General features: G+C 71.5%; 14 protein-coding genes. 8 read left to right on the forward strand and 6 right to left on the reverse strand.

The window, feature by feature from the left end:
• Positions 1-48: 48 nt before the first annotated feature.
• From fahA to ACFSKW_RS47920, 4 genes are all read right to left on the reverse strand, one after another.
• Complete coding sequence (gene fahA / locus ACFSKW_RS47905; protein ID WP_379581295.1) at positions 49-1,146, reverse strand: fumarylacetoacetase; 1,098 nt, start codon at positions 1,144-1,146, stop codon at positions 49-51.
• Positions 1,146-1,904, reverse strand: a complete 759-nt coding sequence (locus tag ACFSKW_RS47910) for a hypothetical protein (RefSeq protein ID WP_379581296.1) — start codon at positions 1,902-1,904, stop codon at positions 1,146-1,148. Before ACFSKW_RS47910 ends, fahA begins: the two co-directional genes overlap by 1 nt.
• Positions 1,901-3,061 (reverse strand): homogentisate 1,2-dioxygenase, encoded by a 1,161-nt coding sequence (locus tag ACFSKW_RS47915; RefSeq protein ID WP_379581297.1) that lies wholly within the window; start codon positions 3,059-3,061, stop codon positions 1,901-1,903. The genes ACFSKW_RS47910 and ACFSKW_RS47915 overlap by 4 nt, the downstream gene beginning before the upstream one ends.
• 72 nt (positions 3,062-3,133) lie before the next feature.
• Positions 3,134-3,760 (reverse strand): IclR family transcriptional regulator, encoded by a 627-nt coding sequence (locus ACFSKW_RS47920; protein ID WP_379581298.1) that lies wholly within the window; start codon positions 3,758-3,760, stop codon positions 3,134-3,136.
• 63 nt (positions 3,761-3,823) lie between these two features.
• Between ACFSKW_RS47920 and ACFSKW_RS47925 the strand changes: the two genes are divergently transcribed.
• From ACFSKW_RS47925 to ACFSKW_RS47960, 8 genes are all read left to right on the forward strand, one after another.
• Positions 3,824-4,459 carry a hypothetical protein gene (locus tag ACFSKW_RS47925; protein ID WP_379581299.1) on the forward strand — a complete coding sequence of 212 codons (636 nt, stop codon included), beginning with the start codon at positions 3,824-3,826 and terminating at the stop codon, positions 4,457-4,459.
• A gap of 124 nt (positions 4,460-4,583) precedes the next feature.
• The gene (locus ACFSKW_RS47930) at positions 4,584-6,197 is read left to right on the forward strand and encodes a fatty acyl-AMP ligase (RefSeq protein WP_379581300.1); all 1,614 of its coding nucleotides are present in this window, start codon (positions 4,584-4,586) and stop codon (positions 6,195-6,197) included.
• Positions 6,190-9,420, forward strand: a complete 3,231-nt coding sequence (locus tag ACFSKW_RS47935) for an MMPL family transporter (protein ID WP_379581301.1) — start codon at positions 6,190-6,192, stop codon at positions 9,418-9,420. Before ACFSKW_RS47930 ends, ACFSKW_RS47935 begins: the two co-directional genes overlap by 8 nt.
• On the forward strand, positions 9,417-10,772 hold the full coding sequence (locus ACFSKW_RS47940; RefSeq protein WP_379581302.1) for an MFS transporter: 1,356 nt from the start codon (positions 9,417-9,419) through the stop codon (positions 10,770-10,772). The genes ACFSKW_RS47935 and ACFSKW_RS47940 overlap by 4 nt, the downstream gene beginning before the upstream one ends.
• A gap of 96 nt (positions 10,773-10,868) precedes the next feature.
• A complete protein-coding gene (locus tag ACFSKW_RS47945; RefSeq protein WP_379581303.1) occupies positions 10,869-12,035 on the forward strand; it encodes a glycosyltransferase in 1,167 nt (388 codons plus the stop codon).
• A 43-nt stretch (positions 12,036-12,078) separates the two neighbouring features.
• Complete coding sequence (locus ACFSKW_RS47950; protein ID WP_379581304.1) at positions 12,079-13,365, forward strand: hypothetical protein; 1,287 nt, start codon at positions 12,079-12,081, stop codon at positions 13,363-13,365.
• Between the two features lie 40 nt (positions 13,366-13,405).
• Positions 13,406-14,050 (forward strand): TetR/AcrR family transcriptional regulator, encoded by a 645-nt coding sequence (locus tag ACFSKW_RS47955; protein WP_379581305.1) that lies wholly within the window; start codon positions 13,406-13,408, stop codon positions 14,048-14,050.
• The gene (locus ACFSKW_RS47960; protein WP_379581306.1) at positions 14,032-14,325 is read left to right on the forward strand and encodes a DUF6204 family protein; all 294 of its coding nucleotides are present in this window, start codon (positions 14,032-14,034) and stop codon (positions 14,323-14,325) included. The genes ACFSKW_RS47955 and ACFSKW_RS47960 overlap by 19 nt, the downstream gene beginning before the upstream one ends.
• Here ACFSKW_RS47960 and ACFSKW_RS47965 read toward each other — a convergent pair.
• Positions 14,294-14,899, reverse strand: a complete 606-nt coding sequence (locus ACFSKW_RS47965) for a TetR family transcriptional regulator (protein ID WP_379581307.1) — start codon at positions 14,897-14,899, stop codon at positions 14,294-14,296. The genes ACFSKW_RS47960 and ACFSKW_RS47965 overlap by 32 nt on opposite strands.
• 10 nt (positions 14,900-14,909) lie before the next feature.
• Positions 14,910-16,328 (reverse strand): alpha/beta hydrolase, encoded by a 1,419-nt coding sequence (locus ACFSKW_RS47970; RefSeq protein ID WP_379581308.1) that lies wholly within the window; start codon positions 16,326-16,328, stop codon positions 14,910-14,912.
• Between the last annotated feature and the right edge of the window lie 48 nt (positions 16,329-16,376).

A 16,376-nucleotide genomic window follows, 5' to 3' on the forward strand; every position in this document is an offset into this window, starting at 1 on the left:
CTCCTTCACTCCGGGACAAACCCCAGGAGTTTAGCGAGGAGTGAGCGGTCAGGCACGCGGGGTGACGATTCCCGACACCTCTCCCAAACTGATGTCGCCGGCCGTGGCGCGGATCGTGACGGTGTCGCCGTCCTCCAGGAACGTTCTGGCCTGCCCGTCGCCCAGCTTGAGCGGCTCCGTCCCGTTCCACGTGAGTTCGATGAACGAACCCCGTGTGTCGGGGCTCTCCCCGGAGATCGTGCCGCTGGCGAACAGGTCGCCCGTCCTGAGCGTCGCGCCGTTCACGGTCATGTGCGCCAGCATCTGGTCGGGCGTCCAGTACATGTTCCTGTACGGCGGACGCGAGACGATCTCGCCGTTCAGCTCGACCTCCAGCGCGATGTCCAGCCCCCAGTCACCCTCACGCGCCAGATACGGGAGCGGCGCGGGCTCCTGCGCCCGGCCTTCGATCCTGGGCAGCGCCTCCAGCGGGGTCACCCACGGCGAGATCGAGGTCGCGAACGACTTGCCGAGGAAGGGCCCGAGGGGCACGTACTCCCACGCCTGGATGTCGCGCGCGCTCCAGTCGTTGACCAGCGTCACCCCGAAGACGCGCTCCTCGAAGGAGCCCCCGTCGGGCGAGCCCACGACGAAGCCCAGCTCGGCCTCGATGTCCAGCTTCGCGGTCGGTCCGAACCTGCCGGCCCCGAGTTGCCCGTTCGGGCGGGCGACGGGGGTGCCCGACACGACGACGGTGCCCGCCCTGCCGTGGTAGCCGACGGGCAGGTGCCGCCAGTTCGGCTTCAACGGCTCGTCGTCGGGGCGGAACATCCTGCCGAGGTTCGAGGCGTGCTCGATCGAGCAGTAGAAGTCGACGTAGTCGGCGACCTCGAACGGCAGGTGCAGCGTCACCTGGTCGAGCGGGACCAGGTGGGGCTGGACGAGCGACCTGTCGGTCGACAGCTTGTTGACGATCAGCGCGCGCGTGTCACGCCACGCCCGGTGGCCGCGGGCCATGAAGGCGTTCAGCGAGCCGGTGGTGAACACCTCGTCGTGCAGGGCGGCGGCCAGGTCGAGGACGGCGTCGCCGTACCGCACGCCGACGCGGGGCGTCTGGCCGGCCCGCGAGAAGACCCCGTAGGGCAGGTTGTCGAGTCCCCAGCTCATCAGGCGTCCAATCCGAGGGTCTTCAGGTCGTCGACGGGTGCGGCCGTGCTGCATGAGCCGTAGCTGACCAGGAGTCTCCTGGCGGTCTGCGCCGTCTCGTCGGGTACGTCGTGCGCCTGCCGGACCAGCTCGCCGACGTCGGTGGAGGCGAGCACCCTCATGGGATCGCGCTTCTCGACGGCCGCGCACACGGCGAGGACGAGGTTGAGGAAGCCGTGCCTGTCGACGCCGAGCGAGGGGTCGAAGTGGCGCACGGCGTGGTGAAGCCCCGCGGTGGCCTTGAACGGCTGGTCGTGCTCGGCGCAGTACGTGATGAACTCGGCCAGCTCGGCGACCGAGGGAAAGGCGTCGGCGGTCATGCCGCCGCAGCGCACCTTGAGCCCCACCCCGTGCGGCACGTGCACGATCTTCCTGGGGTGGACCTCGACGAACAGCCTGACGTTCTCCGGCACCGGCCGCACCTCGCGGCTCTCGACGAAGTCCACCGGCAGGTCGGAGAAGTCGGGAAGGGTCTCGGTGTCGACGATCAGCCCGATCAGCCGCGGCTGCTGCGCCTGCCGGCGCAGGCCGTCGAGGCGGCTGGTCGGGCACAGGAAGCGGTGCGTCAGTACGGGGCTGCCCGCCTCCAGGTCGCGCTGGTGGCGGGCCACCGCCTCGTCCATGTGCAGGGAGGTCGGAGGGAACAGCCCGGCGTCGTCGACCAGCGCGGAGAAGAGCGTCGTCTTCAGCGGCGGGGTGCCGCACTCGAAGGCGCTCATCGGGCCCAGGTCCATGCGTAGCCGGGGTCCTCGCAGGACAGCGCGCCGTCGCCGAGGTCGAGCGGGCGGAAGGTGTCGACCATGACGGCCATCTCGCTGGTGTGGGTGGCCCCAGCGGCGATCACCGCCTCGACCGCGCCCGGCTGCGGGCCGTGGGTGAAGCCCGCGGGATGCAGGGAGATCGAGCCGACGTCGATCCCTGAGCCGGCCCTCGCGGAGTAGTCGCCGCCCACGTAGAACATGAACTCGTCGGAGTCGACGTTGTGGTGGTTGTAGGGGATCGGGACCGCTTCGGGGTGGAAGTCGAGCGGGCGGGGCATGAACGAGCAGACCACGAAGCCGGGCCCCTCGAAGGTCTGGTGGACCGGCGGTGGCGCGTGGGTCTTCTTCACCACGGGCTCGAAGTCCTCGATGTTGAAGGCGTAGGGATAGAGGTAGCCGTCCCATCCGACGACGTCGAAGGGGTGGTTGCGGTAGGTCAGCCTGGTGAGCCCGCCGCGCGTGCGCACCAGGACGGGGACCTCCTCGCCCTCCTCGATCAGCGGCTCCTGCGGCGTCCTGAGGTCGCGCTCGCAGTAGGGGGCGTGCTCAAGGAACTGGCCGTACTGCGACAGGTAGCGCTTCGGCGGCCTGATGTGCCCGGACGCCTCGATGACCAGCGCGTTCACCTGGCCCGACGGCACCCAGCGGTGGATCGTGCCGGTGGGGATCACCACGTAGTCGCCCTCGCCCGCCTCGATGGCGCCGTAGGTCGACTCGAAGCGGACGTCGCCCCGCTGGATGTAGACGCACTCGTCGCCCTTGGAGTTGCGGTAGAGCTCGCTGGGCCGGTCGGTGGTGACGTACGACAATCGGACGTCGTTGTTGGCCGACAGCAGGATCCGCCCGCTGACCAGGTCACCCGCGCTGGTCAGATCCTGGGTGCGGAAGTGGCGGGGCGAGAGCGGGAGGTTGGGCGACGCGATCGACGGCAGCGGCGGCTCCACCGCCTCGGCCTTGATGATCGCGGTCGGCAGGTAACGGTGGTACAGCAGTGACGAGTCGGCGGAGAAGCCCTCCTCGCCCATCAACTCCTCCGCGTACAGCCCGCCGTCAGGGCGCTTGAACTGCACGTGGCGCTTGCGCGGGACCTCGCCCACCTGGCGGTAGTACGGCATCGCAACTCCGTCCGTTAATCGGACAATAGTGTCCTCTATCCGTATTTACGGTCCTTTATCAGCGACGGGATGTCAACCGAGCGCGACAGTAAGCTCCTGGGCGGCCTCGACCACCCGGGGGCCGACCTCCTCGTCCAGCGGCCCGAACGTCACGACGCCCACCGACGCCTCCAGCCACGGCAGTCCCGTGACAGGTGCGGCGACGCCGCGCGCGCCCTCCTGCAACTGCCCCTCCGTGACGAGATAACCGGAGTCACCCGCGCGCATCGCCAGAATCGCCTGCCCCGCGGCGCCCTTGCTGAGCGGATGCCGCGCGCCCTCCCTGTAGGCGACGTGCATGTTCGTCCACGAGGGCTCCACCACGGCCACGGCCAGACCGTCGTCGCCCTCGGCCACCGTGAGATGCGCCGTCGCGCCGACCTGCTCGGCCAGCCGGCGCAGCGTCGGCAGCGCCGCCGCCCTCAGCAGTGGCTGCACGGCCTGGGCCAGCACCAGCACGCCGTACCCGAGGTGGGCCTTGCCCTCGCGGTCACGCCGGACGAACCCCTCGTTCTGCAACGAGGTCAGCAACCGGTAGACCACAGGGCGGCTCAGCGAGAGCTGCGTGGCCAGCTCGGTCGGCGTGCGCCCGCCGTGGCCGTCGGCGAGCAGCCTGAGCAGATGGAGCCCACGCTCAAGCGTCTGGGCGGATTCAGCCATGCCCTGATTATGTCCGTGTGCGCGGAGTGTGACGCTGAGCTGCGGAAGGGTAGGTAATCCGTCATGCAGTTGAAATGGCTCGCTCTCGCGGCCGTCACGGCCGTGCTCGCGGCCATTCCACTGCTTCCGTCCATGGGCACGCAGCCCGTCTCCATGGTCCGCGACACTCCCGTGATCCAGAACCACAGCCACCCGAACCTGCTCGTCGAGAACGTCTTCCACCTCACCGAGGGGGTCGACGTCGACGAGCGGCTGCTGACGACCGCCAACGTCTACTACTTCGAACGCGCCGCCGTCGCCCCCGGCGTCGGCGTCTCCGAGCTCGGCTTCCTGTACGGCAAGCCGACGCGGCCCGGCACCTACAACGCCATGATCTCGATGTGCAAGGGCGGGACCTGCACACGCGAGCCGATCACGATCATCGTGCACAAGAGGGCGTCGTGGTCGCCCAGCCAGCTCACCTTCCCCGGCCGTGTCGGCGTGATGATCGACGGCGAGATCGAGATCGAGGGCGGCCCCCGAGGCGTGCTGCCCACCTTCACCGTGATCGACCCGCGCCAGCTCCCCCCTGGCATCACGATCGGCCCCGACGGGCATGTGGGCGGCGTGCCGACCCGGCCCGGCGTGTTCGCCGTCCCGGTGCGGATCTGCGTGGCGAGCGACTGCTCCGGCGTGGTCGTCCGCCTCATGATCGCCTAGCGGGCCTGCTGGTTGTCACGCTGGTAACAAGACCGGAAGCGGAATGTGCAGGCGTTTGGCAAGAATCGCACGCCTTTCTGCCGTAATTTGCTAGGTCCCTGTCAGCGGCGAGGGGACTTTCGGCATGGACGTTCTGATCGGCCGGATCGCGCGATGGGCGCGGGAGATCCCCGACGCGCCCGCCTACACCTTCGTCGACTACCTGGGCGACGGGCAGGAGCACACGCTGACCTGGCGGCAGGTCGATCTCAAGGCCAGGGCGCTGGCCGTGAGACTGCGCGAGGTCTGCGCCCCCGGCGACAGAGCCGCCATCCTCGCGCCGCAGAGCCTGGAGTACGTGGTGGCGATGCTCGGCGCCATGTACGCCCGGGTGGTGGCCGTGCCGCTGTTCTCGCCCGAACTGCCGGGCCACGCCGAACGGCTCGCCCTCGCCTATGCCGACGCCGATCCCGTGGTCGTGCTGACGACCAGCGCCGCCATGTCCGGACTCCCGCCCGCCAAGGCCGTCATCGCCGTCGACACCGTCTCCGACCTGCTCGCCGACGAGTGGGAGGACGAGCCGATCGGCCCCGACGACCTCGCCTACCTGCAGTACACCTCGGGTTCGACCAGGGCGCCTGCCGGGGTGGAGATCTCGCACGGCAACGTCAGCGCCAACGCCGCCCAGCTCTGGGAGGCCTTCGACGCCAGGCCCCGCACCTCGGTCGCCGCCCTGTGGCTGCCGCTCTTCCACGACATGGGGCTGATCGCGATCATCGCGTGCCCGATCGTCGGCGGGAACCGGGCGGTGTTCATGGACCCCGTGGCCTTCGTCATGAAGCCCACGCGGTGGATGCGGCTGCTGTCAGGGCACGACGACGTCTACACCGGCGGCCCGAACTTCGCCTTCGAGTACACGGCCGCACGAGCCACCGACCCCGCCGACCTCGAAGGGCTCGACCTGTCAGGGGTGCGGGTCATGCTCAACGGGGCCGAGCCCGTCCGGCCCTCGACCATCTCCAGGTTCGCCTCCGTCTTCGGCCCCTACGGCCTTCGTCCCGAAGCGCACACGCCCGGCTACGGCCTGGCCGAGGCGACGGTCTTCGTCGCCGCGGGCTCGATCCACGAGCCGCCTCTGGTCACCGGCTTCGACAGGAACGCCCTGGAGGAAGGGCAGGCCGTGCCGTACGGCGGGCAGGGGTTCGCCAGCACGCTCGTCTCCTGCGGCAGGCCGACCGGGCAGCAGGTGCGCATCGACTCCGCCGGCGACGGACAGGTGGGGGAGATCCAGGTACGCGGGCCGAACGTGGCCCGCGCCTACTGGCGCGACCCCACGCGCACCGCGGAGGTCTTCGTCGACGGATGGCTGCGCACGGGCGACCTCGGCGTGATCCACGAGGGAGAGCTCTACATCACCGGGCGAATCAAGGACCTGGTGATCGTCGACGGGCGCAACCACTACCCGCAGGACATCGAGGCGACCACGCAGGAGGCCTCCGACGGGGTGCGCAGGGGACACGTGGCCGCGTTCGCCGTGCCGGGGGCGGAGACGGAACGGCTCGTCGTCGTGGCCGAGCGGTCACGACTGGAGCGCGACCAGGAGAGCGTGATCAGCGCGGTCCGCGCCGCGATCTCGCGCGACCACGAGGTGGCGGCGGAGGTCGTGCTGGTGGCGGCGGGCGCCGTGCCGCGCACCTCCAGCGGGAAGATCGCCCGGCGGGCCTGCCGGCAGGCCTATCTGGAGGGCGTGCTTGTTTGAGTCGCTGGGCCGGTTCGTCCACCGCGGCCGCTGGACGCTCCTCGTCCTGAGCGTGGCCGCCGCGGTACTCGTCGCGCCCTTCGGCCTGGAGGTGTTCGGGCGGATGGCGGACGGAGGATTCGAGGACCCCGCGGCCGAGTCGACCACGTCGGCGACCTGGAACGACGACTGGTACAGCGGCGACTCGCCCGACGTGGTGGTGCTCTACACGCATCCCACGGTGTCGGCCCGCGACAGGAGGTACAAGAAGGCCGTCCACGACTCGCTGCGCCGCCTGCCGGCCATCCACGTGCGGCGGATGACGACGTACTGGACCACCCACTCGGCCAAGATGATCTCGCGCGACTCGCGCTCGACCTACGCGCTGATCACCCTCAAGGGCGACAAGCAGCGGGCCTACGCCGCCATCGAGCGGCGGCTGCGAACCGTCGAAGGTCTCACCGTCAAGATCGGCGGAGCCGTGCCGCTGCTCGACGACCTCAACACGCAGACGGGCGCCGACCTGGCCAGGGCCGAGGCGATCTCCATGCCGGTACTGCTGGTGCTGCTCGTGCTGGTCTTCGGCAGCCTGGTCGCCGCCGGACTGCCGCTCCTGGTCGGGCTGCTGTCGGTGCTCGGCGCGCTGGTCCTGCTGCGGCTGCTGACCGAGGTCACCGAGGTGTCGGTGTTCTCGCTGAACGTCGTCACCATGCTCGGACTAGGCCTGGCGATCGACTACTCCCTGTTCGTCCTCAGCGCGTTCCGCGAGGAGATCAGACGAGGGGCGTCCACCGAGGCGGCCGTCGTGGCGACCATGGCCACGGCCGGCAGGACGGTGGCCTTCTCGGGGCTGACGGTGGCGACCGCGCTGCTCGGACTGCTGCTGTTCCCGCAGATGTTCCTGCGCTCGATCGGGCTCGGCGCCGCCGCCGTCGTGCTCGTCGCGATGGCGGCCGCGCTCGTGGTGCTGCCCGCCGTCCTCGGGATCCTCGGCCCGCGGGTGGACGCGCTGCGCCTGACCCCCTCCTTCGGCGGGCCGAGGAACGGCGGGGCGTGGCACGCCGTCGCCTCCAGCGTGATGCGCACACCGCTGCTGTACCTCGTCGGGGTCACCGCGGTTCTGATCTCGCTCGCGCTGCCGTTCGTCGACGTGCAGTTCGGCAACGTCGACCACAGGGTGCTGCCCGCGCGGGTCGAGAGCCGCCAGGTCGCGGAGGCGATCGACACCTCCTTCGCCAAGAACTCCATGGCCGCGATCGACGTGCACGTGCTGGTCGAACGCGACTTCCAGGAGAACGACCCGCTCCTGCCCGGACCGCTCGGCCAGGGCCACACAGTGGTCAGCCCCGTCACCCCTGTCCTGCCCACGGACGTCAAACCCTTCACCGACCGCCTGCGCCGCCTTCCCGGAGTCACGGGCGTCGACGTCACCGGCTTCTCCCAGACCAACGGCGCCGTACGGCTGGCCGTCCGCTACGAGGGCGACCCGATGTCGCCCTCGGCGCGTTCGCTGGTCACGCTGATCAGAGCGATGGCGCCCGAGCCCAACGTCAGGTCGGTGGTCGTCGGCGGGCCCACCGCCGCGCAGATGGACCTGATCGCCAGCCTCACCGCGACCCTGCCATGGATGGTGCTCGTGGTCTGTGGGGCGACCTTCGTCCTGCTGTTCGCGGCGTTCGGATCGCTGCTGCTGCCGCTCAAGGCGCTGCTGATGAACGTCCTGTCGATCGGCGCCTCCTTCGGCGTGATCGTGTGGGCGTTCCAGTACGGGAACCTGGCCACCCTCCTCGGGTTCACGCCCACCGGCACCATCGAGGCGACGGTCACGGTGCTGATCCTCGCGGTGGTGTTCGGGCTGTCGATGGACTACGAGCTGTTCCTGCTGTCCCGGGTACGGGCCGAGTGGCTGCGGACGGGCGACAACACTGCCGCCGTGGCGGCCGGGCTGCAGAAGACCGGCGGGATCATCACCAGCGCCGCGCTGCTGCTGCTGGTGGTCATCGGGGCGTTCTCGACGGCGGGGATCACGATCGTGAAGCTTCTCGGGGTCGGGATGTTCGTGGCGATCGTGGTCGACGCCACGCTGGTACGCGCCCTGCTGGTGCCCGCGACGATGCGGCTGATGGGGGCGGCGAACTGGTGGCTGCCCGGCCCCTTACGCGGCCTTCACCGCCGGATCGAGCTCCGCGAGCACGCCGCCGACGATCCCGCCAAGGCCCCTCCCACCCAGTCCGCGTCTCCGGCCCTGTCCGCGTCTCCGGCCCGGCCCGCGTCTTCCACCCGGTCTGTGTCCCGCGTCCGGTCCGAGCCTGTGCCCGCGCCCCACCCCGTGACAGCCCCGGCCCCTGCGCCCGCGCCGCCTCCCGTGACGGCGCCGCGTTCCACGGCCGCCCTCCCGATGCCGCCCGCGCCCGCATCCCCTTCTGCGCCCGCTTCCGCTCCGCTTGCCGCGCCTGCCCCCTCTCCTGCGCCCAACCCTCTTTCTGCGCCCGCCCCCGCTCCGCTTGTCGAGCCTGCCTCCTCTCCTGCGCCCGTCTCCCTGCCCGTGCCCACGCCCGCTCCGCTTGCCGCGCCCGCCCCTCCTCCTGCGTCCGCCGCCCCCTTCGCCGCGCCTGCCGCTCTTCCCGTGTCCGAACCCGCGCCCGCCGTCGTGTCCAGGGAGCGGGTGGAGGCGGCGGCGAGCACCCGGCGGGTCGTCAGGCCCAACCTCGACGGACCAGGCTGGCAGTGGGCCGACGAGGACGAGCGCCGTCCCGCGCCCGCCGTCCGTCTCCCGGCCGGTCCCGCGCCCGTCCGCCCGCTCGACACCGACCTGGGCCCCGTGCTCGACCGCGGCTCGCTCTTTGGGGCGGACACCGACCCCGTCGCACCGGCCTTCGCCACCCCTCACCCGGCGCCCGCCGAGCCGGTCAACGGGAGGGCCGAGCCGGTCAACGGGAGGAGCGTGCGACGCAGGCGGGGGCTCAACCCGTATCCCGGCACCACCGCTCCTCGCAGGCCCCGCAGGGAACCGTCCCGGGAGCAGTCGTCCCGGGAACAGCCGGCCCGGGAGCAGTCGTCCCGGGAGCAGCCGGCCCGGGGACAGCCGGCCCGGGAACAGCCGTCCCAGGGACAGGAGGCGCGGGAACAGGGCGGGGCCGCCCCCGAGCCCCGGCTGACCTGGGTGAAGGTCAGGCCACGGACCAGGGTCGTCAGGGCCGACCCCGACGGCCCCGGGTGGAGCTGGCAGGAGGTGGACGGATGACCCAGCTCGCCCTCCACGGGGCCAGGAGCGCCAGGACGTGGCCGCTCTTCGTGGTGGTGGCGCTCGCCGGGTTCGTGACGACGCTGGACAACACGGTCGTCACCGTCGCGCTCCCCACCATCAGGGCGGATCTCGGCGCCGGGCTCGCGGCTCTGGAGTGGGTGGCGACCAGCTACATCATGACCTTCGCGGGCCTCATGCTCGCCGGCGGTCGCCTCGCCGACGTGTACGGGCGCAGGAGGGTCCTCGTGGCGGGCCTGGTGACGTTCACGGGAGCGTCGCTGGGCGCCGGGCTGGCGACCACGGTCCAGCTGCTGGTCGCCGCGAGGCTCGTCCAAGGGGTGGGCGCGGCGCTGATCCTGCCCGCGACGCTCGCCGTCCTCGCGGGGAAGGACGAGCGGCAGCGGTCGGCGGGTGTGGCCGTGTGGATGGCGTCGGGTGCCGGAGCGCTGGCGCTCGGGCCGGTGGTCGGCGGGTACCTGAGCCAGCACGCGCACTGGACGTGGGTGTTCCTGATCAACGTGCCCGTCGGGGCGGCGGTGATCGCGCTGGCCCTCGCCGTCGTCCCCGAGGGCAGGGAGAGGGGCGCGGCGCGCGTGGACCTGCCGGGCGTGGCCGCCTCTGCGGTGGTGCTGTCGGCGGGCACGTTCGCGCTGATCCACGGCTCCGAGTACGGCTGGACGTCGCCGGTGATCGTCGCGGCGGGGGTGGCGTGCGCGGTGGGGGCGGTGGCGTTCGTCGTGGTCGAGCGGCGGGCGGCCGAGCCCATGGTGGACCTGGCGCTGTTCACGGCCCGGTCCTTCACCGGCGGTGTGGTCGCCCAGGTGTTGTGGGGCCTCGGCGTGAACGGCGTCTTCTTCTACACGGCGATCTTCCTGCAGGGGGTGCTGGGCTTCTCGCCGACCGCCTCGGGTGTGGCGTTCGTGCCGCTCGCCGTCCTGGTCGTGGCGGTGACGCCGCTGGTGCCGCTGGTGGAGCGGCGGATGGGAGCGGGCAGGACCGTCGCGGCGGGGCTGGTGCTCGTGGCGGCGGGGATGGGGTCGGTCGCCTTCCTCGGGCCCGGCGACGGGTGGGGCGAGTTGCTGCCCGCCGTGTGCGCGATCGGGGTCGGGTCCGCGCTGACGATGCCTCTCGGCTCGGCGGTCCTGGGAGCGGTCCCCGAGACGCGGGCGGGGGTCGCGGGCGGCGTCTTCACCGTGGGCAGGGAGATCTCCGGGCTGTTCGGGATCGCGGCGATCGGGGTGATCGTGCAGAGCGCGGGGACGTTCGCCTCGGGCTACTCGGCGGGGTTGCTGGTGGCGGCGGCGCTGGTCCTGGTGGGGGCAGCCGTGAGCGTGGCGGCGCTGCGGTGAAGGTCGCGATCCTGGTAGGGGCGGCTGTGAGCGTGGCGGCGCTGTGGTGAAGGTCGCGGTCCTGGTGGGGGTGGCTGTGCGTGTGGCGGCGCTGCGGTGAAGGTCGCGATCCTGGCGTTCGGCTCGCGGGGCGACACTCAGCCGTGCGTCGCGCTGGGCCGCGGGGTGCGAGCGCGCGGCCACGACGTCACGGTCGTCGCCGCTCCGCGCTACGCGCCGCTGATGGACGGGCTCGCCCTCGCGCCGCTCAGCGTGGACCCCGTCGCCGTGCTCGACTCGGACGAGGGCCAGGCGTGGCTGCGCAGCGGCCCCCTCGGGTTCGTCTCCGGATTCAGGCGGGTCGTCGAACCGCTCGCCGAGAAGCTGGTGGTCGAGGTCGACGCGGCCGCCCGCGACGCCGACCTGGTCCTCGCCCCTGCGCTCGGCGGCATGGGCGCGCACCTCTCGGAGCGGTACGGCATGCCGTACCTGCTGATGCACTTCCAGCCCAGCCATCCCACGGCCGCCTTCCCCAATCCGCTCGTGCCCGCGCGCACTCTCGGCGGATGGGGCAACAGGGTCAGTTACGCGGTGATCGAGAGGCTGAGCTCGCTCGTCCTGGGCCGGATGGTCGACAGGCTGCGGCGCTCGGTTTTCGGGCTCGGCCCCGCACGCCGGGGGCGCGAGGCGCCCGTGCTGTGCGCGGTGAGCCCGCTGGTCGTGCCCAGGCCGCGGGACTGGCCCGCGAGGGTCCACCTCACCGGCTACTGGCGGCTGCCGCCTGGGCCGCTGCCGGATGAGATCACGGCCTTCGTCGAGGAGGGGCCGCGGCCGGTGTTCGTCGGGTTCGGCAGCATGCGCCCGCCCGAGGGGCTGGCCACGCGGGTCCTCCAGGCGCTCAGGCTGGCGGGGGTGCGGGCCGTGGTCCAGGGGCTGGACGTGGAGCGTTCGGCGAACGTCCTGCAGGTCGAGGAGGTCGATCATGGCGCGCTCTTCCCGCTCGTGTCCGCCGTCGTCCATCATGGCGGGGCGGGCACCACGGCGACCGGCCTCACGGCGGGTGTGCCGAACATCGTCTGCCCGTTCTTCGCCGACCAGCACTTCTGGGGTGCGCGCGTCGCCGCGCTCGGGGCGGGCCCCGCGCCGCTGCCGGTCAGGCGCCTCACCGCCGAGGCGCTGGCGGCGAGGGTGCTGCGTGCCGTACCGAATCCTCGACTGGCCGCTCGACTGCGGGTGGAAGACGGAGTGCGACAAGCAGTGGATCTCTTACAACTGTCCGGATAGTGTGCTACTTGCCCACCTTTGATCCCCCCGCGAAGTAGGCGACATGCGTTTCCGGAAGATCTTCGTCATCGGCCTGGCGCTTTCGCTGCTGGGCATCGGCGTCCCTGCCTGGTCGGACAACGACCCCAGGAGCTGCAACGACCTGATGTCGAGCGACACCCCCGCGTACGTCGTCTGCAGGTGGATGGCGACGCCGGAGGAGGCCGCCGACATCGCCAGGTTCTGGCTGGACAACGACGGCGAGAACATGCGGAACACCGTGCCCGTCGACAGCCCGACGATCGACTGCACCGAGGAGGGCAACAGCTGCCCCGAAGTGCCCGACGACAGCACCTCCGGCGATGTGGGCGACCCCGACCCCGCAGGGGAGAACGACGGCGGCGGCACGCCCGAGTGCGAAGGTGGGGCGAAGGACTGCTACGTCGACCCCTCCGAGCTGTCGGCGGCCGCGGTGAAGACCGCCGCCGAGACCGCCGAAGGACAGGCGGTCAAGGCCGCGACCGCGGCGGGGCTGCGGGTCTGGATCGACACCGACCTGGCCGACGACTGGAAGGCGGGCAAGCTCGCGGAGGCCGTGAAGCGGGTGGGTGCGCTGGCGCTGCAGCAGGGCGTCACGGGCATCAGGTTCAGCTCCCAGCTCGGCTACAACCAGACGTTCACCTCCGCCGAGGAGATCGACAGGTTCGTGACCGAGGCGGCGGCAGCCCTGCGTGACGCGGTCCCGGGCAGGAAGCTGGCCCTGCACACGGTCGTGCCGGTGCTGGGCTGCGGGGCGAACGAGGCGTGCAAGACCGAGATCGGCAAGAAGTACCCGCTGCTCGACCCCGAGCGCGTCGGCGCGTGGCTGTCCAAGGGCCTGGTCGACCAGCTCTCCCTCGACAACGGCCACCTGGCCACCGAGTACGCCGCCTGGAAGATCGACGCCGCCGCCGCCCAGCGCAACCAGTGGATCCAGGTCAGGGCCCGCGCGTGGGACGCCTACGCCACGATCGGTGCCGAGGACGCGGTCTTCACCGCGCCCGGTTCCTCGAAGCTGACCGCCGACCAGGCGCTGAAGACGATCACCGAGCGGGTGGCGACGCCGCTGCAGTCCGACGCGGCCGAGACCGTGACGCTGTGGACGCGCTGGCAGGACGCCAAGGGCGCGGTCAACAGGGTGCTCGGGGAGAAGCTGGCAGGCAACGCCACCTGGGAGCAGCTCGCCAGGCTCAGCGAGGTCAAGCCGCGCCTGGCCACGCTCTACAACCCCGCGACGCCCGAGGTGGACGTGGCGACCGACCTGAAGAAGTACGCCGAGGTGTTCGGGCAGGTCTACCTGGCCGCCGCCTAATTTTTGGAGTCCACTCCAAATTTGGCATAGACTCCATCGTGTGAGCCTGCGCGAACGCAAGAAGCTGGAGACCAAGCGCCACATCGCCGAGGTGGCGCTCCGGCTCTTCGTCGAGCGCGGATTCGACCAGGTCACGATCGCCGAAGTGGCCGCGGCGGCCGACGTGTCGGTCAACACCGTCTACAACTACTTCAAGGTCAAAGAGGATCTGGTCATCCCGCCCGTCTCCAGGGACAGGCTCGCCGCCATCGTGCGCGGGCGGCCGGCGGGATCGTCGGCGGCCGGCGCCATCCTCGCCACGCTGCGCGACGAGCTGCGCCGCCGCGACAGGAGCATCGGGCTGACCGAGGGGTTCGGCCGCTTCGTGGAGATGGCGCGTGCCGCGCCGACCCTGAGCGCGAGGCTGGCGGGCCTGGCCGAGCAGATGGTCGACGAGCTGGCCCGCGTCCTGGCGGAGGAGGGCGGCGCCGAGCCTGGTGATCCGACGCCGTCGCTGGTCGCCGAGCAGCTCGGCTGGGTTCACGCCCACGTCCTGCGCGAGATCGGCAGGCGCACCGCCGAGGGGCAGGACCCCTCCGCCATCGCCACGGCGACGCTGGAGCGGCTCGACACCATCGAGAGCCTGCTCGGCGCCCGGGTACTCACCTACGCGACGAGAGATTCGGCATGGACACCTACCGAGTGATCATCAGGGCCAGGTTCGACGGCCTCACCGACGTGCAGCACGAGACGCTGCGCTCCCGGGTCGACGCCTGCGAGATCGGCTTCAGCGAGCGCGGCTCGCTCGCCTACGACGAGTCGGTGAGCTGGTTCACCTTCCGCTTCCAGACCGAGGCGGACGACGACACCGAGGCCCAGATCGCCGCCCTCGACGCGCTCTCCTACCCGTTCAAGAACGAGACGATCGGCGTCACGAACCTGACAGAGATCAGTAGCCGCGCCCTGCGGCGCCGCGGCTGAGCAGGTCGAAGGCGGCGTCGGCGGCCTCGGCCGCCTCCGGGAAGACCTCGTCGGCCGTACGGCCGGCCGAGACGGCCGCGACGTTGTCGTGGGCGAGCACGTCGACGACCGCGATCACCTGGGCGGCCACCAGGCGCGGCGCGGGGCCGCCGAGCGCGCCGGACAGCGAGGCCGCGTCGGCCGCACGATACTCCGCCAGGCGGGCGGACAGACTCGGCGTGCCGAACACCAGCCGGTAGAAGGCGAGCACCTCGGGCACGTCGCAGAGCCCGGTGACGGGATCGCGCGCCCGCAGCCCCTCCCGGAAGTGCCGGTGCAGGGCTGCCAGCGGCGTCTCACCCGGATCCCGGGCGGCGACCACCCTGGCGTGCTCGCCCTGATGGTCGGCGAAGCGGTGCAGGACCAGGTCCTCCTTGGAGGTGAAGTACCTGAACAGCGTCGGCTTCGACACCTCCGCCGCCGCCGCGATGTCGGCGACCGCCACCTGGTCGAAACCCTCGGCGAGGAACATCGCGATCGCGGTCTCGGACAGCAGCTGCCGCGTTCGCTCCTTCTTGCGGTCGCGCAGGTTCATGGATCAAGTGTCACTGCTGCAGCGTCCAGTTCACGACGCCGAGCGGCAGCGGGGCCGGCTGCACGGCGTCGGGCGGTGTGATCGGCGGCAGCGGGGTGTCGTACTCCCACTCGCGCTCGTCCCTCATCGTCGCCACCGTGGGGTCGCCGCCGCCCTTCAGGCCGAGCGCGCGCAGGGCCATCGGGAAGGAGTTCTTGAACTCCCTGTTCCAGTACGGCCAGGTGTGGGTGCCGTTGCCGTACATGTTCATGGTGTGCTTGATGCCGAGCGCGTCCAGCCGCCTGCTCAGCGCCTTGGCCGTGTACGCGGAGATGGGCTCGCCCAGGTGGGCGGGGTGCCACGGTGAGCCGGGCGGGTCCAGCGGGCCGGCGAAGCTGTTGGTGCCGCTCGACATGTAGATGGCCGTGCCCTTGAGGTTGGGGGCGAGCACGACCGGGTCGTTGGCCGCCCAGACGTCCTTGTTCCTCGTCGGGTCGCCCCACAGCGCGTTCGGGTCCTGGCCCTCGCTGAGCTGGGCGTTCTGGATGATCTGCGGGATGCCGGGCAGCTCCGTCGCCATGATGCCGCTGAACGCGCCGACGAACCCGAACATGCCGGGATTCTGCGCGGCGTACTTCACCGCCCCGTAGGCGCCCATCGACAGGCCCGCGATCGCCCTGCGCGTGCCGGCGCGGTAGCCGATCTCCAGGAGCCGCCGCACCTCCTGCGTGTGGAATCGCGCCCAGGCGGGGCTGCCGCCACGCCCGCCGTTGTACCAGTCGGAGTAGTTGCCGGCTCTGCCCGCCTCCGGCATGACGATGATCGCGTCGACGTTCTCGGTGAAGGAGACGACATCGGTCATGCGGGTCCAGGCGGTGTAGTTGTCGGCGCCGCCGTGCAGGAGGTAGAGGACGGGCCAGGTGCGCTTGGCGGATGCGGACCAGCCGTGGGGGAGCAGCAGACGGACGGGAGTCATCCGGCCGACGGACGGCGAGGAGATGAGGACGTCCATCATGCGCGGGCCGAGCCGGCGCTCCCTGACCACCCTCGCCGGGCCCTTCAGCGCCGGCTGACCCGGCGCGTAGCGGGGGTCGCCGGCGTCCTTCGGGCCGGTCCCCCGCTGGTCCGGCTGTCGGGCCGGTTGCCGGGCGGGCGGCCGGTCGGGCAGGGTCGGCTGCGGCTGGGGAGCCTTGGTCGGCCGCCCGTTCGGGTCGTCGAGGAAGGGGTTGTCGCCGGTGTCCCCCTGCGGCGGCACCTCGCCCGGCTGACCGGGCACGTCGGCCTGGCCCTGCCTGGCCGGTCGCTCGGTCTTGGCGGGCTCCGCCTTCCTGGGCTCGCCGTCGCCCTCCGGCACCAGCGACCAGTTCGGATCAGCAGCCGCGGGACCGGCCGCCGCGCCCATGACCAGCACCGACGCCAGTGCCACCGCCAGCAAGCCCCTGGATCGCATGATGCCCGTCACCGTCCTCAGCCGTCCTCAGCGTGCAGGCGAGGCTAG

The sequence above is a fragment of the Nonomuraea mangrovi genome (assembly GCF_042681425.1).
In the GTDB taxonomy this organism is placed as follows: Bacteria; Actinomycetota; Actinomycetes; order Streptosporangiales; family Streptosporangiaceae; genus Nonomuraea; species Nonomuraea mangrovi.